This window comes from Kitasatospora sp. NPDC101155 (assembly GCF_044768305.1).
GTDB lineage: Bacteria > Actinomycetota > Actinomycetes > Streptomycetales > Streptomycetaceae > Kitasatospora.
This window is the reverse complement of the sequence record NZ_JBIWPN010000004.1, coordinates 305,528-323,742: the sequence shown is the minus strand read 5'-3', so window position 1 is coordinate 323,742 and position 18,215 is coordinate 305,528. Positions and strand designations below refer to the sequence as shown.

Below are 18,215 nucleotides of genomic sequence, written 5' to 3'. Positions count from 1 at the left end.
ATGGCCCGGCCCCGGCCCGAAGCCCGCCGGGGAGCGGGCTTCGGACCGGGACTGGTGGACTGGCGGCCGGTGGGGCGGCGGCTCAGTACTGGGAGAACCCGTCCGCGGACAGGGTGTGCTTCTCGTCGCCGTTGATCGGCGGGTTGAAGATCGACACCAGGTGGAGGTCCTCGTCGGCGGAGGCCACCAGGTAGTGCGGGTCGTGCTCGTTGAGGACGTAGATGGTGCCGGGGACGATCTTGTGGCGGGTGCCGTCCTTCTCCACGACCTCGCCGGAGCCACCGATGCAGTAGCAGGCCTCCAGGTGGTGGCGGTACTGCAGGGCGCTCGAAGTGCCCTTGCGCACGAGGGTGTCCGCGACGGCGAAGCCCATGCCGTCGCTCTTGGTGAGGAGTCGGTAGCTCAGGCCGTTGCCCCACTCGACAGGGGCGACGTCATCGAGGCTGCGGGTGAACATCTCTCTGGTTCTCCTTCGGGATCGGGTTGTGCGGCGGTGAGGTGCGGTCGGTCGGGTGGGACGGCGCAGTCGTCGGACGGGACGCTGCGCCGTCGGCCGGACCGGGCGGAGTCGTCGGTCAGGCGGCCGCGGCCGGCCGGTGCTCCGCGATCACGGCGACGATGGCGTCGAGGGTTCGGAAGTCGTCCGGGCCGAAGTCGATGTCGTCGACCGGGATCTGATAGGCCGAGGTGAGGTGCCCGAGCATCTTCACCAGGCCGAGACTGTCGATGACTCCGGAGTCGAGCAGGTCGTAGTCGCCGGTGAGGTCAGAGACGTCCTCCCCGGCCAGGAACTGGGCCACGACGTAGGCGCGGACCTCAGTGGCGATGGCTGTGGTGCTCATGCGTCGCTCTCCTTCAGGCGGTTCTGCTTGATCAGGTTTCGGTCGGGCTTGCCCGTCGAGGTGCGGGGCAGCGGAGCGGCGGTGAGGTGCACCGACGCCGGGATGGCGTGGCGCGGCAGCTGCCGGCCCAGGTGGGTGCGCAGTCGGAGACTGGTGAGGCCGCTGCCCGGGCGGTGGGTGACGTGGGCGTGCAGGCGGACGCCGGCCTGCGGGTCCGGCAGCGGCACGACCACGGCCTCCGCGACGTCCGGGTGGGCCGTGATCACGTTCTCCACCTCCTGCAGGTTCGTGCGGACGCCCCGGACCTTCACGTGCCAGTCCGCGCGCCCTTCGAGGAAGTACAGGCCCTCGGTGGTGCGGGTGACGATGTCGCCGGTGCGGTAGAAGACCCGGCCCTCCAGGTGCGTGAACACCGCGTCGTTCAGGTCCCGGCGCAGGTAGCCGCCGGTCTGGAACGGCGTGGACACCAGGAGTTCGCCGGTGCCGGCCGAGGCGAGGGCTTCGCCCTCGGCGTTGACGACCAGGGCGTCGGTGCCGCGGATGGGAAGGCCGATGGGCATCGGGCCGTCCACGGCGGTGGGATCGACGCGGTGGATGAAGGAGTCGTTGGTCTCCGTGCAGCCGAACACGTTGTGGAACGCGGCCCGGGGGAAGGCCGGCGCGACACGTCGCAGCAGGTCGGCCGGCATCCGGTCGCCGGTGAAGATCGCGTGACGTACGGCGGCGAAGGTGCCGCCGTTCTCCAGGAGCAGGCGGTACATCATCGGCACGCCCTGGACGAAGGTGACGTCGTACCGGGCGGCCAGCGCGGCCAGGTGCGCGGCGTCGGTCGCCCGCTGCTGCTCCACCAGGACGACGCACGCTCCGAGCTGGAGGAAGGTCCAGACGTCGAGCAGGGCGAGGTCGAAGTTGAGGGGTGCGTACGACAGCGCGGTCTCGTCGGGCGTCAGGGCGAACTCGCCGACGGCCCAGTCGGTGAAGGCGTCGAACCCGGCGGTCTCGATCGGAACGATCTTGGGGGTCCCGGTCGAACCCGAGGTGGTCAGCAGCAACCGGGTCCGGGCCGGATCCGGCACCGCGAATCCCTCCGCCTCGCCCTCGTCCACCGGCACCGGCGCCGCGGTGAGTTCGCCGTCGGCGGTGGCGGTGAGCAGGTGGGAGACCCGCGCCTGATGTGCCAGACGCTCCAGCGCGTCGCCGCCCAGGTCCGGGGAGGGGGCGAGGGCGATGTGGCCCTCGTGGAAGACGGCCAGCAGCAGCGCGACGGTCTGCGGGTTCTTGTGCGCCGGCACGCAGACGGTGCTGCCCGCCGGGAGGTTCAGCTGCGACAGGTGACCGCGCAGACTCCGGGTCAGGTCGTTCAGTCGGCCGTAGCTGACGGCCTGGTCGTTGAAGTGGAGCGCGATGTGGTGGGGCCGGTCCTCGCCGTGGGCGGCGACGGTCTCGGCCAGGAGGGACGATGGCACGGCGGGATTCCTCGCGGTCGGCTCAGCCGCCGGCAACAGGTACCGATCGACTGTTCGAATCGTGCGGTGTCGAGGTTGACGGTACCTGGGCAAGTGCATGCTTGGTCAAGCATGCACTTGGCGAAGTGGTTGTGACGCAGGACACCGCAGTTGCATGTCCAAGCAAGTCCAAATAAAAAACCCCGAACGCGGAGTGCGTTCGGGGTCGGGGTCGGGTCGCGCCGACTCGGCCTGCGCGACCCAGGTCTGATCCGCGCCGGCCGGGCCGGCGCGGATCAGACCTGGGTCGCGCGGAGGGCCTGGACCGTGGGGCCCAGCTCGGGATCGGCGGTGAAGGTGTTCAGCGCGGACGACAGGACCTCCGCGTAGGTGGCGCGCGCGGCCTGGTAGCGCTGGCGCCCCTCGTCCGTGATGACCGCGTAGACGCCGCGCTTGTCCGACGGACACAGGTCCTTGAAGGCGAAGCCGGCCGTTTCGAGGCGGCCCACCAGGCGCGTCACCGACGACTGCCCCAGACCGACCTTGTCGGCCAGGTCCTGCATGCGCAGTTCGCTCGTCTTGGAGTGGTGCAGGTGCTCCAGTGAGCGGTACTCCGACAGTCCGATCCCGTGCCGCCGCTGCAGGGCCAGGGCCAGTTCGCGCTCCACGTACGCATGGAGCGCGAGCACCCGGTTCCATGCGGCCTGGTCGGAGGTGCGCAGGGGCGCGTGGGATGAAGTTGCCATAAGTGCCTCCCTTGCAAAGGTGTTGCTTGACAGCAGAGTACATGCGCATGCAAGATCCTGGCGCCCCGAGTTTCCGTTTTCAGGGACTCGCCGGCCGCACTTTATTGCACGTACAAGCAACATTTTAGACGTCTTGTGTACACCCGCCCGCAACATCCGGGCGACCACGGCTTCGCTGCACCAGGTCGTGCTCCATCCTCTCCACCGACCCCACCACATGGCCGCTCAAGGTGACGCACGCTCCGATCGAAGGCACCGAGTGCCGCTCCGCGAGCCCTTGACCGGCCGGAAAGGCCGTCTGAGATGAGAGATCCGGTGAAGATCCAGATCCGGCCCGACTACGTCCACCCCTCCTGCACGCAGGCCGACCAGGCCGGCTACGGCACCGCGTGCGGCATCGAAGGAGACCGCTGAGATGAGCATCCGCGCTCACTTCATCCCCGTCGCGCAGTCACCCCACCCGGAGCGGGACCGCCACGTCCTGGCCACGGTGACCTACGGCGACACCGCCGGCCTCAGCCGCTTCCAGCACGGCCACCCCGACCTGACCATTCCGATGGCCGTCACCGGTGGCGACGCCTTCCGCGAGGTGTGGACCGTGGCAGACCGGCCGCGCTGGGTCCTGCGCGAGGACAACGCCTACGCCCACGACGGCCGCCACCTCTTCGTCGCCGGGCTCCTCCCGGAACAGGACGTCTACACACCCCCGGTGCGCGACATCTACGAGAAGGCCTTCGCCCTGGTCAACCACCTCGACTACGGCCACATCTTCCGGATGTGGAACTTCGTCGGCGACATCGTCGGCACCAACGCCGAGGGCATGGAGGTCTACCAGGACTTCGTCCAGGGCCGCGCCCAGGCGTTCCACACCTACATGGGGGACAGCACCGCCCAGCTCCCCGCCGCCACCGGAATCGGCACCCAGGGCCGCGGCATCGCCTTCTTCCTGCTGGCGACGAGAAGAGGAGTGCCCCGGCACATAGAGAACGGCCGGCAGACGTCCGCCTACCACTACCCCGACCAGTACGGCCCCAAGTCGCCGAGCTTCGCCCGGGCCACCGTCCTGGACGACACGCTCTACGTCTCCGGCACCGCGTCCATCCTCGGCCACGAGACCGTCCACCACGGCGACGTGCGGGCCCAGACCCGGGAAACCCTCGACAACATCGCCCACCTGATCTCCCGCGAGAACCTCGCCCCCCAGGGCATCGACGCGGGCCACGACCTGAAAGACCTCCGAATGATCAAGGCATACGTACGACATGAGGGCGATATTCCGGCGGTGCGCGCAGTCTGTGAGGAGAAGCTTGGTCTTGGTGTTGAGGTGAAGTACCTCAACGTCGCGGTCTGCCGCGACGACCTCCTCGTCGAGATCGAGGGCCTCGTCCCCGCTCGGGGGTGGGACCTGTGACCGACCTCAAGGTGGGCATCGTCCTCCCCGGACGCGAATGCGTCATCGACGAGGGCCCCTACCCCGCCAACCTCGCCTCCATCGCCGCCCTGGCCGAGGAGTCCGGCTTCGACTCCATCTGGGCCGGCGAATCCCCCCTCGCCCGCTCGCGGATGAACCCGCTGCTCGCCCTCGCCGCGGCCGCCACCGCCACCGAACGCCTCCAGCTGGGCACCGCCGTCCTCATGCCGCTGCGCCCTCCCGTCCACCTGGCGCACGAACTGGCCTGCCTCGACCGGATCTCCGGCGGCCGGCTCATCGCCGGCATCGGATCCGGCTTCGCCTCCCCCGCGACGGAACGCGAATTCGCCAACTACGGGCTGGACTTCACCACCCGCTTCGGGCGGATGCGGGAGACCGTCGAGATCTGCCAGGCCCTGTGGGCCGCCCGCGGCGAGCCCGTCTCGTACGAGGGACAGCACTACCGGCTCCAGGACGCGGCCCTGCTGCCCCTGCCGCACCAGCCGCAGGGCCCCCCACTGTGGATCGCCCACTCCGGGCCCAAGATGCTGCGGCGGGCGGGCCAGCACTTCGACGGCTGGATGCCCACCTCCACCACCCCCGAGAAGTACGGCGAAGGCTGGGACCAGGTCGACGCCGCCCGCCAGGAGGCGGGCCGCCCCGCCGACGCCGTCACCGGCGCCGTCTACCTCTCCGTCGCGGTCAACCGCGACCGCCAGCGGGCCGAGGACACCCTGTGGTCCTACTTCGACGCCTACTACGGCCTCCCCCTCACCACCATGCGCACCACCCAGGGGATCTTCGGCGGAACCCCGCAGGAGGTCGCCGACTGGCTCAACCGGTACATCAAGAACGGCGCCCGCCACCTGATCCTGCGCCTTCCCACCGACGAGCTGACGGAGGCCGGCTACCGCACCGCGGTCCAGCGGACCGCGCAGGAACTGCTCCCGATCCTCCGCGGCCTGTGAACCGCGAAACGCAGGCGCCGGCCTGGGCGGTGTGGGCGGCGGCCTGGCCGATCACCGCCGTGTTCATGCTCTCCAACATCCCCACCCCGCTGCTCGGCCTCTGGCAGGAACGCATCGGCTTCTCCACCGGCACCGAGACCGTCATCTTCGCCGCCTACATCGGCGGCCTGCTCCTCGCCCTGCCCTTCACCGGGGCCCTGGCCGACCGGTACGGCACCCGCCGCGTCCTGGTCCCCGCCCTGGCCGCCGGCCTGACGTCCTGCGCCCTGTTCATGACGGCCACCCACGTCCTCACCCTGATCGTCGCGCGACTGCTCACCGGTGTGGCAGTCGGCGCGGCGCTCTCGGCCGGGACGGCGGCGGTCGCCCACGTCGGAGGGCCCGATCGGCGCCCGCAGGCGGTCCTCGCCGGGTCGGTGGCCATCGGCACCGGCCTGGCGACCGGCCCCCTGCTCGGCGGCAGCGTCTCCCAGTACTGGGCGGCCCCCACGGTGGCCGTGTTCGTCCTCGAAGGCGTCCTGCTCCTGACCGCCCTGGCGGTCGTCCACACCCTCCACCTGCCACCCGCGCCGGCCTCCCGGGAGGCGCCCACCGCGGGCTGGCTGCGCCTGCCGTCGGTCCCCCGCGTCAACCGCCGCGGCCTGGCCACCAGCCTGATGGCCTACATCCCCGGCATGACGGGCACCTCCCTCCTGCTCGCCCTGGGACCGATCCTGCTCGGCTCGCTCCTGCACACCGGCAACCGCCTGGTGACGGGCGGGATCGGCTTCATGATGTTCGGAGCGTCCACCGGCATCCAGTTCGCGATCAAGAAGCTGCCGCTCGGGCGCATCCTCACCATCGCGGGCGTCGCCACCGGGATCGCCATGCTCGCCACCGCCACCGCCGTCCGCACCCACTCCCTCGCCCTGCTGTCCTTCGCGGCGATCCTCGCGGGCATCGGCCAGGGCATGGGCCAGTACGGCGGCTTCTCCCGCCTGGGAACCGAGGTCACCCCCACCCGCCTCGCCGAGGCCAACGCGGCGCTCAGCGCGGGCGGCTACCTGTTCGCCGGCATCCTGCCCATCCTCACCGGCTACCTGAGCGACGCCGCCGGAATCGCCACCTCCTCCACGGTGTTCGCGGCCCTCACCGGCGCCGCGGCGCTCGGTGGATCGCTGCTGGTGAACTCGGCCCGCGTGCGGACACCCCGGCCCACCGGGGGCACGGCGGACGCCCCACCGACGGCGGCCACCGCCGCCGGCTCGGCCCGGCTCACACCCAACCGCCCTTCCCACTCCGGGAGATGACCGCCACCCGGGCCCGACCCGGCACACCTCCCACAACGGCGCGCCCCCACCGGTGGCAGCCGACCGAGCAGGTCGACGGCGGCTTCGCCGGCCCCGCGAACGGCGCCCGCCGTCGTCCGAGGGGCCGGCCCCGGCGGTCCGACGACGAGGCGCCGGTCCCGTCGCGAGGCCGGACGCCAGCGCCCCGGCGTCGAACGCCGGACATCGAGCCGGGTCACCCCACGCCCACCGGGACCCGTTCCGGCGCCGCCACCGCCGCCAGCCGTCGCAGGCTCGCCCGACGCTGGACCACACTCAGGCCGGTGGAGGCGACTCCCAGAGCCAGCCAGCCGACCGGGCCGGCCACCATCACCGCGCCGGTCAGCAGCATCGGGCCCACCGACCTCTGCACCGACTGGGACATCCCCGCCACCCCCAGGTACGAGGCCCGGGCGCGCGGCGGCGCCAGGCTGACCGCCAGCTCCCAGGAGCTGACCGAGCGCATCAGCTCCGCCAGTGTGACCAGCGCCGCGGCGGCCAGCAGGGCGATCGTGGCGGTCCAGGGGCCGCCGCCGGTCGAGAGCGCGATCAGCACACAGGTCGCGAGCAGCAGCACCCCGTACCAGCCCACCGCCGTGGTCGCCCCGCGCGGGCGCTCGGCCCAGGCAGAGACGCGCATCTGCAGCAGCACCACGAGCACGGTGTTGAGGGTCAGGAAGACCGGGACGACGGCGTGCGGGGCGTCGGTGTGGTGGATGAGCCAGAGCGGCAGGCCGACGTTGAGGATCGTGTCGTCCAGGCACATCGGCAGGTCCAGCAGGACGAACAGCAGGTAGCCGCGGTCCCGCCAGGGGCTCGGCGCGGCGGACGGCTCGCCCGCCGACGGCCCACAGGCCGTCGATCCGGCAGCCGCTCCGTCCACCGACCCGGCGGCAGCCGTCACCAGCCCCCGCCCGCCCGGCTCCTCGGTGCGCCAGATCATCGCCGCGGCCAGGACGTACGAGAGCGCGTTGGCCACGATCAGCGCGCGGTAGGCGGTCGTGGTGCCCACCGCCAGGCCGATCGCCGCGATGCCCGCGCCGACCGCGTACCCGGCGTTGGCCACGCTGCGGAACAGCGCCTGGTACGTGCTGCGCCGCTCACCCGCGACCCGGGTGGCGAAGAGCATCTCCAGGGTCTTGGCGCCCCGTTCGGCCAGGCAGGTCAGGGCGACGACCACCAGCAGCGCGGCGTAGTGGTCGACCACCAGCAGCAGGCCCATCGTCCCCAGCCGCAGCAGGTGGCATCCGATCAGCAGCCCGCGCACCGGCAGCCGCTCGGCCGCCCGACCGGCCAGCGGCGACCCGGCGATCCCCGCCACCGCGCCGACTCCGAGCAGCAGCCCGAGCCGGCCCGCGTCCATCCCGCAGACGTAGGTGAAGTACAGCACCGAGGCCGCCGCCCAGACTCCGGTCCCGGTCCGGTCCACGCCCTCCGCCAGCAGCATGATCCGCGCGTCCCGCCCACCCGGCGGCCGCCGCAGCTGCGCCAACAGTCCGTTCCCCCGCATCCGCAGGTCCCCCGTTTCACGATCACCATCAATCTCGATGTCAAGATACTTCATATCGAGAGACATGGGGAACCCCCGGCGACCGGCGGAACCCTCGGCGACCGGCGGACACTGCGCCCCTGGCCCGCCCCGGCCAGGCGGGCGCCCCCACCCCCGGCGGCGCCTCCTCCGTCGACCGATTGTCAGTGCCGCCCGCTACGGTCACCCCTGACACACCATCACCAGGGGGCAACACCATGACCACACCGGGCAGCAGCCCACTCACCACCGCCGAACTCGTGGACGGCTGGCGCCGGGTCGGCGTCCGCGAGGGCATGGCGCTGATCGTGCACTCCTCGCTCTCCAGCCTCGGCCGGGTCGAGGGCGGCGCGCAGGCCGTGGTGGCCAGCCTGCGCGAGGCGGTCGGGCCGGGCGGCACCGTCGCGGCGCCCGCCTTCACCACCGGCACGGTCTGCGACCCGGCGCCGGAGCAGACCGGCGTGCCCACCCCCGAGGTCGCCGAACTCCGCGCCGCCGTCCCGCTGTTCCACCCCGACCTGCCCTCCCGGATGGGCGCGGTGGCCGAGGCGCTGCGCGCCCTGCCGGAGAGCCTCCGCAGCACCCACCCGCAGGCCTCGGTCGCCGCCGTCGGCGCCCACGCCCGGGAGGTCACCGCCCGCCGCTCACTCGGCTTCGCCGTCGGCCGGGAGTCGCCCTTCGGCGCCCTGCACGACCTCGGCGGGTACGTGCTGCTGATCGGCGTCGGGCACAACCGCAACACCTTCCTGCACTACGCCGAGACCTTTGTCCCCAACCGCCGGCTCAAGCTTCGCCGCTTCCCGATGGGGATCCAGGGCGAGCGGGTCTGGATCGAGACGCTCGACGTGGGCAACGACAACGACACCCACTTCCCGGTCGTGGGGCGGGAGTTCGAGGATCAGGCCGGCATCCGCGAGGTGCTGGTCGGCAACGCGCCCTGCCGTCTCGTCCCGGTCCGCGAGCTCATACCCTTCGCCGTCCGCCGCCTCACCGAACTCCTGGCGGCGGACGGCCCCGGAGCGGCGTAGCCCGGCCACTCACGTTTCCGTGAGCGGCCGGGCCGTGTCCGTCACCCAGCTACGCGGCTCGGCGTCAGTGCTGCTCGTCGTGCAGCGAGTTGGTGTCCTGGATCTTCTTCCAGGACTTCGGCTCCACCGGCAGCTGCCCGTCACCCCGGTCCGCGCCCGGCGCCAGCGAGGCCGCGGCCGGGGTGCCCGCCCGCACCGGCCCGACGGCGGGCTTGGCGGCGGTGAACAGCCAGGTGTTGAGGAGGTCGCCGAGCTTCTTCCCGGAGACCTTCTCCGCGTACGCCTGGAACTCCGGGATGGTCGCGTTGCCGTAGCGCCGCTCGGTGGGCCAGCCCTTGAGGATCTGGAAGAACTTCTCGTCCCCGACGGCGTTGCGCAGCGCCTGGATGGCCACCGCGCCCCGGTCGTACACGGCGCTCGCGAACTGGTTCTCCGCGCCCGGGTCGCCCGGCTTGACGGTCCAGAACGGGTCGTCGGCCGGGTGCGAGGCGTAGACGTAGTCGGCCAGCTCCTGCGCGGTGCCCTCGTCCTCGTGCTCGGACCAGAGGAACTGCGCGTACCGGGCGAAGCCCTCGTTCAGCCAGATGTCGCTCCAGCGCGAGAGCGAGACGCTGTCGCCGTACCACTGGTGGGCCAGCTCGTGCACGACCACCGAGGTGTTGGCGCCCTTGGCGAACTGCCGGGGGCTGTAGAAGACCCGGGTCTGGGTCTCCAGGGCGAAGCCGGTCGGGACGTTGGGGACGTAGCCGCCGACCGAGCTGAACGGGTAGTCACCGAAGATGCCGCTCAGCCAGTCCACCAGCTCGCCGGTGCGCTCGACACTGGCCCGGGCCGCGTCCCCGTTGTCCCCGAGGTCCTTGCTGTACGCGTTGTAGACCGGCAGCCCGCTCGGCGTGGTGTCCGTGCTGATGTCGAACTTGCCGACCGCGAGCGTGGCCAGATAAGTCGCCTGGGGCTTGTTCTCACGCCAGCTGTAGCGGGTCCAGCCGGCCTGCGAGGTGGTGCCGGTCAGGATGCCGTTGCTGATCACCTGATTGCCGTCCGGCACCTGCACCGAGACGTCGAAGGTGGCCTTGTCGCTCGGGTGGTCGTTGCTCGGGAACCACCACCAGGCGGACTCGGGCTCGCCCGCCGCCACCGCGCCGTCCGGCGTGCGCAGCCAGGCGGTGAAGCCGTACTTCTTCACGGTGGACGGCACGCCCTTGTAGCGGACCACCACGGTGGCCTGGCTGCCCTTGGCCAGCGGCCGGGCCGGGGTGATCTCCAGCTCCTGCTCGCCGCTGGTGGCGAAGGTCGCGGGCCGCCCGTTGATCCGGACCTCCGAGACGTTCAGCGCGAAGTCGAGGTTGAACCGGGACAGGTCCTGGGTCGCCGTGGCGAGGATGGTGGTGGTGCCCTCCAGTTCGTCGGTGGCGGGCTGGTACTTCAGCCGGATGTCATAGTGCGAGACGCGGTATCCGCCGTTGCCGTAGGTCGGGTAGTAGGGGTCGCCGACCCCGGCCGCGCCGGGTTGGAAGTCGGCGGCCGAGGCGGGGACGGCCAGGAACAGGCTCAGGGCACTGGCAGCAGAGACGATCAGCCTCTTGCGCAACGTGGTCCTCCAGGATCACCGGAACGATGGGTCGGATCGATCCTTGTCCCGGTGGCCCTCGGTCCACTCCCTGATTGTGAGATGTTCATGAAAAGAAACGCGCCGAAATGACGCCGCCGCAGTACTGTCACCCGTCCCGGCCGTCACCCACGCCCCACGGCCGTGCGACCCGAACGGCCGCCCCGCCGGCCGCCGCGCCGACGGCCGCCGCGCCGACGGCCCCGCCCCGAGGACGTTCCGCTACGCCCCCAGCACCACCGGCGCCCGGACCAACGAGCCGTACTCCGTCCACGAGCCGTCGTAGTTCTTCACGTGCGGGTACCCCAGCAGTTCGGTGAGCGCGAACCAGGTGTGCGCGGACCGCTCGCCGATCCGGCAGTAGGCGATCACCTCTCGCTCCTCCTCCACGCCCTTGCCCGCGTACAGCGCCCGCAGCTCCTCGGCCGAGCGGAACGACCCGTCGTCGTTGGCCGCCTGCGACCAGGGCACGTTGACCGCCCCGGGGATGTGCCCCGGCACCTGGGCCTGCTCCTGCGGCAGGTGCGGCGGCGCGATCAGCTCGCCCCGGAACTCCGCCGGGGAGCGGACGTCCACCAGCACCGCGTCCGCTCCGGGCTTGGCGAACACCTCGGCCTTGGCCAGCACCTCGTCCCGCAGCGCCCGCAGTTCGGGCCGCTCCGGCCCGGTCAGCCGGTAGCCGGTGTGCTGGTAGTCCATCACTTCCCGGGTGAGCTCCCGCCCCTCCAGCTCCCACTTCTTGCGCCCGCCGTCGAGCAGCCGCACCGGCCCGAAGCCGCGCAGCCGCAGCAGCCAGTAGGCGTAGGCGGCGAACCAGTTGTTGTTGCCGCCGTACAGCACCACGGTGGTGTCGTCCTCCACCCCGGCCGCCCGCAGCAGGCGCTGGACGCCCTCGCGGTCGACGTAGTCGCGGCCGACCTGGCTGTGCAGGTCGGTGGTCCAGTTCCAGCCGACCGCGCCGGGGATGTGGTCCCGGTCGTAGGCGGTGTTGTCCTCGTCCACCTCGACGACCCGGATCGTCCCGTCGTCCAGGTGGTGGGCCAGCCACTCGGTGTGCACCAGCGCCTCGGGGTGCGCGTAGCCGTTGCCGGTCATCCCAGGCCCTCCTTCGCTCTGCCCAGGCTGCGGTGCCCGACCACGGGCGGGGCAGGCCGCGCTGGGCACGGCGAGGCGCCGGCGACCGGGCCGGACAGTTCGAAGCTACGCCGGCCCTCCGGCCCGGTCCACTCCGGCCCGGACCGGTCCCGTCAGCCGCCCGCCGCGCCGTCCAGCCGGGCCAGGTAGTACAGGTTCAGCACGTCCCCCTCGACGCGTTTGACGTCCACCAACCGGAACCCGGCCTCCGCCAGCATCCGCCGGGCCGTCTGCTCGCCCCAGACCGTCCCGAGGCCCTCGCCGTCCTCACCGAGCGAGACCGTCATGCAGAAGAAGGTCGAGAAGGTGTACAGCGCGGGCGCCAGCGGGTGGTCGATGTTCTCCTCCAGCTTGCTGCTGGCGTCGATGTCGCCCATCAGGAAGACGCCGTCGGGCCGCAGCGCGCCCGCGATCGCGGCCAGGGTGCGGGTCGGCCGGGCCAGGTCGTGGATCACGTCGAAGGCAGTGACCAGGTCGTACCTGCCGGTCAGCTCGGCGCAGTCGGCGACCTCGAACCAGGCGTTGTGGAGGCCGAGTTCGGCCGCCGCTTCACGGGCGGCGGCGACGCCCTCGGCGGAGATGTCGATCCCGGTGAACCGGCTCGCGGGGAACGCCCTCGCGAGCACGGTGACGGCGTGCCCCTGCCCGGTGCCGACGTCCAGCGCGTCGATCCCGGCCCGCAGCCGCTCGGTCAGCCCGGGCACCATCGGCACGATCGCGTCCACCAGGGCCAGGTCGTACACCCGGGCGGTCTCCTCGGCCTCCAGCTGCTGGAAGCGCGGGTAGGCCGAGTACGGCATTCCGCCGCCGGTGCGGAAGTGGCCGAGCAGCTCCTGCTCGACCTCGCCCATCATCGCGAGGAACGGCATCATGCCCGCCAGGTTCGCCGGGCCGGCCGCTCTGGTCAGTGACGCCGCGTGTTCGGGTGGCAGCGTGTAGGTGTGCTGTCGCGGGTCGTACTCGACGAACCCGGCGACCACCATGCCGCCCAGCCACTCGCGCACGTAGCGCTCGTTCAGCCCGGCGGCGCGGGCGATCTCCTCGCTGGTCGACGGCGCGAGCCCGGCCATCAGGTCGAAGAGCCCGGTCTGGTGGCCGATGCTGGTCAGGAGTCCCAGGCAAGCATCGTTCAGGACCTCCAGCACCCGTCCGGCGAAGTCCTCCTGCTTCGCCACATCCAGCTCCCGTACGGACATCGCTCCTCCTCCGTAGCCGGGACGGCGACCCCCTCCCTGTCACGCTACGCGCATGCGGTCCGGGCGGGCAGTCCGACGGTTCCAGGCGATCGCCGAACTGCCCCGCACGTCGCCGGAGACCGGCCGGACCGGAGAAGCGTCAATGGGTCAGGAGAAGATCACCGAGCGCAGCTTCAGCCGGTCGCCGAGCTTCTTTCCCGGGTTCATGACGTAGAAGGTGTCACCGTTGCAGTCGAAGTCCAGGAACACCGTCGCCGTGGAGGTGGTGAAGTTCTCCGGAGCGAAGCCCGGCGCCTCCTCGGTGGTGAACGGAAGGTTGACGCACTTACCGCTCTCCGGGTCGGCGAGGCCGGTCGGAACGCCCCGACCGACCTTGTAGAGGAAATCACCGGTGGCGGCGTCGGCGGACATCGGAACGGCGATGACGAGGGCGACGGCACTGGCGACGGCGAGCGCGGCATTGCGGAGACGCATGAGTGAGGGCCTTTCAGGTGGTACCCGGGGTACCAAAGGAATTGGTGCGAGATCACCCTAGAGGCCCAAAATCCGCAGAAACGGTTCTCCCAATCCACTCGTTCGAGTGGTTTAAAGGGCAAAGCCGCTACTCGCCACACCCACCAATGCCTGCCCGTATCAGATGCCCGATTCCCGGATTCCGCAGGTCAGTTCGGCGGCGCCGTGAACAGGTACCCGGAGTCGATCAGCGCCGGGAGGTAGAGCCTCAGCGCCGCCACCGTCTGCGAGCGGTCCCCGCCGCCGTCGTGGTTGAGCACGATCGACCCGGGCCGGACGTCCTTGAGGATCCGGTCGGTGATCGCCGAGGTGCCCGGCTGGGCCCAGTCCCGCGGGTCCACCGACCAGCCCAGGTTCCGCATCCCGAGGTCGGCGCTCACCTTGAGTGACACCGGTGACCAGTCCCCGCCCGGCGCGCGGAACCAGGTGGGCTGCCGGCCGGTGGTCCGGTGCAGCAGGTCGGAGGTGCGCTCCAGCTCGTCCCGGACCTTGTCCTCGGACATGTGCCGCAGGTCCGGATGGGTCCAGGTGTGGTTGGCGATGTGATGGCCGCGGTCCGCGATCTCCTTCACCAGACCCGGGTGCTCGACGACGTTCTCGCCGATCAGGAAGAAGGTCGCGCGGATCCCGTGCTGCTGGAGCAGGTCCAGCACGGCGGGCGTGTACCGGGGGTCCGGGCCGTCGTCGATGGTGAGCGCCACCACCCGCTGCGCCGGGTCCAGCTCGTACACCGGCTTGCTCTCCGCATCGGTGAGCACCCGGCGAACGGGCTCCGGACCCGGCGCGGAGGCCGAGCCGGAGGGCGGCACCGGTGAGGGCGTGGCGGGCGAGACGGACGGCCACGGCGACGGTGTCCCGAACGACACGGCCGAGGGCGCCGGGGCGCCGGGCCCACCCGCCGCCGGGGTCTGCGGACCGGCCGCCGAGGAGGCGTGATCCCCCTCGTTCCAGGGGCTCTTGCAACCGGCGGCCGCGCCCAGCAGGGACATCCCCGCGGCGACCAGCAGCAACCTACGCGAGGTGATCCGAGATGCCACCGAGGCTTTAATCTGACGATCTGACAGCATTCTGGATGCTTCCCCCGTCGGTCACCGCCGATCTCCGAGGGCAACTCCGACGGACCCGATCACCACTCCGACGGCCCAGGGCGACCGGCCGTACACCCCGCGCACCCGGCCCTTCCCCGGCTCTTCCCCGACCGGACGCCCGGCCTCCCGCCGAGGCCGCTACGCTGTGCTCCCCAGTGTGATGATCTGCCATCAGAGGACGTGGCCATGACGACAAGTCAGGACTTCCCCCAGCAGGGCCCGCAGGACGAGGACGCCACCGAGCTGAGCCAGTGGGAACGTTTCGGCGTCGACACCACCACTCCGCACTCAGCGCGCGTGTACGACTACTGGCTGGGCGGCAAGACCAACTTCCCGCCGGACCGCGCCATGGGGCAGGCCATCGAGGAGGCCGTGCCGAGCGTCAAGGAGATGGCCAAGGCCAACCGCGCCTTCCAGGGCCGGGCGGTCCGCTACCTGGCCCGAGAACACGGCATCCACCAGTTCCTCGACCTCGGCACCGGCATCCCCACCTCGCCGAACACCCACGAGATCGCCGAGGCGGTCAGCCCCGGCACCCGGGTGGTCTACGTCGACAACGACCCGATCGTGCTCGCCCACGCCCGCGCCCTGATGGTCTCCAGCCCGGCCAGCCGTACCACCTACATCCACGCCGACCTGCGCAAGCCCGAGGAACTGTTCGTCGACCCGGCGCTCACCTCCACCCTGGACCTCACCCAGCCGGTCGGCCTGCTGATGATCGCCGTCCTGATGCTGATCGCCGACGAGGACGACCCGTGGGGCCGGGTCGCCGCGCTGCGCGACGCCCTGCCCGTCGGCAGCTGTCTCGCCCTCACCACCCCCACCCAGGACTTCGACCCGGAGGCGGTCGGCAAGGTCGCCGAGGCGGCCCGGGCCGGCGGGATGACCCTGGTGCCGCGCGGCTACGACGACGTGCTCCGCTTCTTCGACGGCTGGGAGCTGGTCGAGCCGGGCGTCGCCCCGGTCCTGGCCTGGCGCCCGGACGGCGAGCCGCCGGCCGACCCGAAGGCGGCGTACTACTGGGGCGGCGTCGCCGTCAAGCGCTGACCAGCCGCGAGCGGGGCGGTCCCCCGGACCGCCCCGCCGAGGTGTCACCGGATCTCTCCCAGGACGCTCCCGGCCTCGGCGGGGAGAGATGGAGGTCCCCCCGCCCGGAGGGTGGGGGAGAGTTCTTAGGCTGAAGCCGCGAAGCGACAAAGTCCTCTGCGCATCTGTACTGGCCTCTCTCGTTGTCAGTGGGGTCCGCTAGGTTGCGGGTCATGACGATGCAACAGGTTGCGGAGGACGCCGGGCACGCCCGGTACACCTACCGCCTGCGTGTGTCGTCGACAGCGTCCGTGCTGCTGGGTGCGGAGTGGGGCAGGTGCCGGTGGGTGTGGAACGAGTGCGTTCACATGTCCCGGAAGATCCGCCTGCGCAACCGAACCGACCCCGAGGCGAAGCGCAGCTGTGGGCCGGCCGATCTGGACAAGCTCCTGACGCAGGCGCGCGGCGCGATGGCGTGGCTGCGGGAGGGTGCGTCGGTTCCGCAGCAGCAGACCGTCCGGGACTTCGCCAAGTCCCGAGCCAAGGCGCTCAAGGACATCAAGGCCGGGCTGCCGCCGAGTCGGCGCGCTGGGATGCCGAAGCCGAAGCGGAAGCGCGAGGCGCGGCCGTCGCTGAACTACACGCGGCGTGGTTTCCGGATCAAGGACGGCCATCTGCACCTCGCGGGCGGCATCGTGGTGACCGTGGTGTGGTCGCGGGACCTTCCGGGCGATCCTTCCTCGGTCCGGGTCTACCAGGACGCCGTCGGGCACTGGTACGCGAGCTTCGTGGTCCTGCGGCCGTCGAGCCGCTGCCCGCCAGCGGCCGTGCCATCGGGATCGACTGGGGCGTCAAGGAAATTGCCACCACGACCAGCGACGACCACGACCTTCCCCACCCCCAGTACGGGAAGAGCGCCGCACGGAAACTCGCCCACTACCAGCGGCAGATGGCCCGCAGGTGTCAGCCGAAGGGCAAGGCGCAGACCAAGGGCTACCGCAAGGCCCAGAGGCAGGCCGCGAAGCTGCAGCGGAAGATCGCGAACCAGCGCCGGGACACCGCCCGCAAGTGGGCCAAATCCGTCGTCCGCGACCACGACGCCCTGGCGGTGGAGGACTTCCGGCCGACGTTCCTGGGCCGTACCACGATGGCCCGCAAGGCCGCCGACGCCGCCATCGGCGCGACCAAGACGGCCCTGCTAGAGCAGGCCCGCAAGCACGGCCGGACCGTGCACCTGGTCAACCCCGCGCACACCACGATGGACTGCGCGCACTGCGGTGCGAGAGCCAAGCACCGCCTCCCCCTCTCCGAACGGATCTATACGTGCACCGCGTGCGGAGTCTCGTCCCCCAGGGACAAGAACTCCGCGCGTGTAATGCTCGTCCGGGCTGGTCTCAACCCGGCTGGTGCCGATCGCGGAAGACCACAACGTCCGCTGGACGTCGAGGCAGCGTGAGCCAGGAATCCCCCGCCTCGGGCGGGGGAGGAGTCAATTCAGCAGCCGCGACAGCCGCCGGTCCGCCAGCGGCCTGCCCCCGGTCTGGCAGGTCGGGCAGTACTGCAGCGAGGAGTCCGTGAAGGACACCTCCCGCACGGTGTCCCCGCAGACCGGGCAGGGCCGGCCGGTCCGCCCGTGCACCCGCAGCCCGAGCTTCTTCTCCGCCTTCAGCTCCTCCGCCGCCAGCCCGCGCGAGCGCTCCACCGCGTCGCGCAGCGTGCTGCCGAGCGCTTCGTACAGCCGCGCCGTCTCCTCCTCCGTCAGCCTGACCGCCAGTTTGTACGGCGACATCCGGGCCGCGTGCAGCACCTCGTCCGAGTAGGCGTTGCCCACGCCCGCCAGCACGCTCTGGTCGCGCAGCACTCCCTTGAGCCGGCGGCGGTCGCCCCGCATCAGAGCGGCGAAGTCGTCGAAGGTGAAGCCGGGGTCGAGCGGGTCCGGGCCGAGCCCGGCCACGCCCGGCACCTCGGCCGGGTCCTTCACCACGTAGACGGCGAGCCCCTTCTTCGTCCCGGCTTCGGTGAGGTCGAAGCCGTCCCCGGCCTCGCCCTCCAGGCGCACCCGCAGGGCGAGCGGGTTCCTCGGGCCCGGACGCGGCGGCTCGGCGGGCAGGCCGTCCTTCCAGCGCAGCCAGCCGGCCCGGGCCAGGTGGACGACCAGGTGCAACCCGCCGACCTCGATGTCCAGGAACTTGCCGTGCCGGGTCACCGGCCCGACCGTCCGCCCCTCCAGGGCCGTCACCGGTGGGTCGTACGTCTTCAGCGCACTGATCGCCACCGGCTGCACCCGGGCGATCACGCGCCCGGTCAGTCGCTCGGACAGGAAGGCGCTCAACGCCTCCACCTCGGGCAGCTCCGGCATGCGCCCAGTCTCCCC

General features: G+C 71.5%; 17 protein-coding genes and 1 pseudogene. 7 read left to right on the top strand and 11 right to left on the bottom strand.

The window, feature by feature from the left end; all coding sequences use genetic code 11:
• Window positions 1-82 precede the first annotated feature (82 nt).
• The 4 genes from ACIRYZ_RS08215 to ACIRYZ_RS08200 all read right to left on the bottom strand — a co-directional run bounded on the left by ACIRYZ_RS08215 (window position 83) and on the right by ACIRYZ_RS08200 (window position 3,033).
• Window positions 83-457, bottom strand: coding sequence for an ectoine synthase (locus ACIRYZ_RS08215; RefSeq protein ID WP_402941185.1), 375 nt, complete (start codon window positions 455-457; stop codon window positions 83-85).
• A 118-nt stretch (window positions 458-575) separates the two neighbouring features.
• The gene (locus tag ACIRYZ_RS08210) at window positions 576-842 is read right to left on the bottom strand and encodes a phosphopantetheine-binding protein (RefSeq protein ID WP_402941182.1); all 267 of its coding nucleotides are present in this window, start codon (window positions 840-842) and stop codon (window positions 576-578) included.
• Window positions 839-2,308, bottom strand: a complete 1,470-nt coding sequence (locus ACIRYZ_RS08205; RefSeq protein WP_402941179.1) for an AMP-binding protein — start codon at window positions 2,306-2,308, stop codon at window positions 839-841. The genes ACIRYZ_RS08210 and ACIRYZ_RS08205 overlap by 4 nt, the downstream gene beginning before the upstream one ends.
• 275 nt (window positions 2,309-2,583) lie before the next feature.
• Complete coding sequence (locus tag ACIRYZ_RS08200) at window positions 2,584-3,033, bottom strand: MarR family winged helix-turn-helix transcriptional regulator (protein WP_380611378.1); 450 nt, start codon at window positions 3,031-3,033, stop codon at window positions 2,584-2,586.
• Between the two features lie 415 nt (window positions 3,034-3,448).
• Here ACIRYZ_RS08200 and ACIRYZ_RS08195 point away from each other — a divergent pair, with 415 nt between their 5' ends.
• From ACIRYZ_RS08195 to ACIRYZ_RS08185, 3 genes are read left to right on the top strand one after another with little or no spacing between them, the layout of a single operon-like run.
• Complete coding sequence (locus tag ACIRYZ_RS08195) at window positions 3,449-4,444, top strand: FkbO/Hyg5 family chorismatase (RefSeq protein ID WP_402941176.1); 996 nt, start codon at window positions 3,449-3,451, stop codon at window positions 4,442-4,444.
• Window positions 4,441-5,412: an LLM class flavin-dependent oxidoreductase gene (locus tag ACIRYZ_RS08190; protein ID WP_393028661.1), complete on the top strand. Its 972-nt coding sequence runs from the start codon at window positions 4,441-4,443 to the stop codon at window positions 5,410-5,412. The genes ACIRYZ_RS08195 and ACIRYZ_RS08190 overlap by 4 nt, the downstream gene beginning before the upstream one ends.
• Window positions 5,409-6,701, top strand: coding sequence for an MFS transporter (locus tag ACIRYZ_RS08185; RefSeq protein ID WP_402941174.1), 1,293 nt, complete (start codon window positions 5,409-5,411; stop codon window positions 6,699-6,701). Before ACIRYZ_RS08190 ends, ACIRYZ_RS08185 begins: the two co-directional genes overlap by 4 nt.
• A 214-nt stretch (window positions 6,702-6,915) precedes the next feature.
• Here ACIRYZ_RS08185 and ACIRYZ_RS08180 read toward each other — a convergent pair whose 3' ends face one another.
• A complete protein-coding gene (locus ACIRYZ_RS08180) occupies window positions 6,916-8,229 on the bottom strand; it encodes an MFS transporter (protein WP_402941172.1) in 1,314 nt (437 codons plus the stop codon).
• 236 nt (window positions 8,230-8,465) lie between these two features.
• Between ACIRYZ_RS08180 and ACIRYZ_RS08175 the strand changes: the two genes are divergently transcribed.
• Window positions 8,466-9,275, top strand: coding sequence for an aminoglycoside N(3)-acetyltransferase (locus tag ACIRYZ_RS08175; RefSeq protein WP_402941169.1), 810 nt, complete (start codon window positions 8,466-8,468; stop codon window positions 9,273-9,275).
• 64 nt (window positions 9,276-9,339) lie between these two features.
• Here ACIRYZ_RS08175 and ACIRYZ_RS08170 read toward each other — a convergent pair whose 3' ends face one another.
• The 5 genes from ACIRYZ_RS08170 to ACIRYZ_RS08150 all read right to left on the bottom strand — a co-directional run bounded on the left by ACIRYZ_RS08170 (window position 9,340) and on the right by ACIRYZ_RS08150 (window position 14,485).
• Window positions 9,340-10,866 (bottom strand): M1 family metallopeptidase, encoded by a 1,527-nt coding sequence (locus ACIRYZ_RS08170; RefSeq protein WP_402941166.1) that lies wholly within the window; start codon window positions 10,864-10,866, stop codon window positions 9,340-9,342.
• Between the two features lie 240 nt (window positions 10,867-11,106).
• Window positions 11,107-11,979, bottom strand: coding sequence for a sulfurtransferase (locus ACIRYZ_RS08165; RefSeq protein ID WP_402941164.1), 873 nt, complete (start codon window positions 11,977-11,979; stop codon window positions 11,107-11,109).
• Between the two features lie 152 nt (window positions 11,980-12,131).
• Window positions 12,132-13,214, bottom strand: coding sequence for a class I SAM-dependent methyltransferase (locus ACIRYZ_RS08160; protein ID WP_402941161.1), 1,083 nt, complete (start codon window positions 13,212-13,214; stop codon window positions 12,132-12,134).
• Window positions 13,215-13,361: 147 nt separating this feature from the next.
• Window positions 13,362-13,688, bottom strand: a complete 327-nt coding sequence (locus ACIRYZ_RS08155; RefSeq protein WP_402941158.1) for a hypothetical protein — start codon at window positions 13,686-13,688, stop codon at window positions 13,362-13,364.
• 188 nt (window positions 13,689-13,876) lie between these two features.
• Window positions 13,877-14,485, bottom strand: coding sequence for a polysaccharide deacetylase family protein (locus tag ACIRYZ_RS08150; RefSeq protein WP_402941155.1), 609 nt, complete (start codon window positions 14,483-14,485; stop codon window positions 13,877-13,879).
• Between ACIRYZ_RS08150 and ACIRYZ_RS08145 the strand changes: the two genes are divergently transcribed.
• From ACIRYZ_RS08145 to ACIRYZ_RS08135, 3 genes and pseudogenes are all read left to right on the top strand, one after another.
• Window positions 14,478-14,663, top strand: coding sequence for a hypothetical protein (locus tag ACIRYZ_RS08145; RefSeq protein ID WP_402941153.1), 186 nt, complete (start codon window positions 14,478-14,480; stop codon window positions 14,661-14,663). The genes ACIRYZ_RS08150 and ACIRYZ_RS08145 overlap by 8 nt on opposite strands.
• 338 nt (window positions 14,664-15,001) lie before the next feature.
• Complete coding sequence (locus ACIRYZ_RS08140; protein ID WP_402941150.1) at window positions 15,002-15,862, top strand: SAM-dependent methyltransferase; 861 nt, start codon at window positions 15,002-15,004, stop codon at window positions 15,860-15,862.
• Between the two features lie 212 nt (window positions 15,863-16,074).
• Window positions 16,075-17,297: pseudogene (locus ACIRYZ_RS08135) on the top strand (RNA-guided endonuclease InsQ/TnpB family protein).
• Window positions 17,298-17,330: 33 nt separating this feature from the next.
• On the opposite strand, the gene ACIRYZ_RS08130 reads toward ACIRYZ_RS08135, so the two are convergent.
• The gene (locus ACIRYZ_RS08130; protein WP_402941148.1) at window positions 17,331-18,200 is read right to left on the bottom strand and encodes an Fpg/Nei family DNA glycosylase; all 870 of its coding nucleotides are present in this window, start codon (window positions 18,198-18,200) and stop codon (window positions 17,331-17,333) included.
• Window positions 18,201-18,215: the final 15 nt, after the last annotated feature.

Bases quoted from the DNA above. Each gene is read 5' to 3' on its own strand.
- ACIRYZ_RS08165 (WP_402941164.1), bottom strand. From the start codon at position 11,979: ATGACCGGCAACGGCTACGCGCACCCCGAGGCGCTGGTGCACACCGAG.
- ACIRYZ_RS08130 (WP_402941148.1), bottom strand. From the start codon at position 18,200: ATGCCGGAGCTGCCCGAGGTGGAGGCGTTGAGCGCCTTCCTGTCCGAG.
- ACIRYZ_RS08195 (WP_402941176.1), top strand. From the start codon at position 3,449: ATGAGCATCCGCGCTCACTTCATCCCCGTCGCGCAGTCACCCCACCCG.
- ACIRYZ_RS08180 (WP_402941172.1), bottom strand. From the start codon at position 8,229: ATGCGGGGGAACGGACTGTTGGCGCAGCTGCGGCGGCCGCCGGGTGGG.
- ACIRYZ_RS08210 (WP_402941182.1), bottom strand. From the start codon at position 842: ATGAGCACCACAGCCATCGCCACTGAGGTCCGCGCCTACGTCGTGGCC.
- ACIRYZ_RS08215 (WP_402941185.1), bottom strand. From the start codon at position 457: ATGTTCACCCGCAGCCTCGATGACGTCGCCCCTGTCGAGTGGGGCAAC.
- ACIRYZ_RS08175 (WP_402941169.1), top strand. From the start codon at position 8,466: ATGACCACACCGGGCAGCAGCCCACTCACCACCGCCGAACTCGTGGAC.
- ACIRYZ_RS08155 (WP_402941158.1), bottom strand. From the start codon at position 13,688: ATGCGTCTCCGCAATGCCGCGCTCGCCGTCGCCAGTGCCGTCGCCCTC.
- ACIRYZ_RS08200 (WP_380611378.1), bottom strand. From the start codon at position 3,033: ATGGCAACTTCATCCCACGCGCCCCTGCGCACCTCCGACCAGGCCGCA.
- ACIRYZ_RS08140 (WP_402941150.1), top strand. From the start codon at position 15,002: ATGACGACAAGTCAGGACTTCCCCCAGCAGGGCCCGCAGGACGAGGAC.
- ACIRYZ_RS08160 (WP_402941161.1), bottom strand. From the start codon at position 13,214: ATGTCCGTACGGGAGCTGGATGTGGCGAAGCAGGAGGACTTCGCCGGA.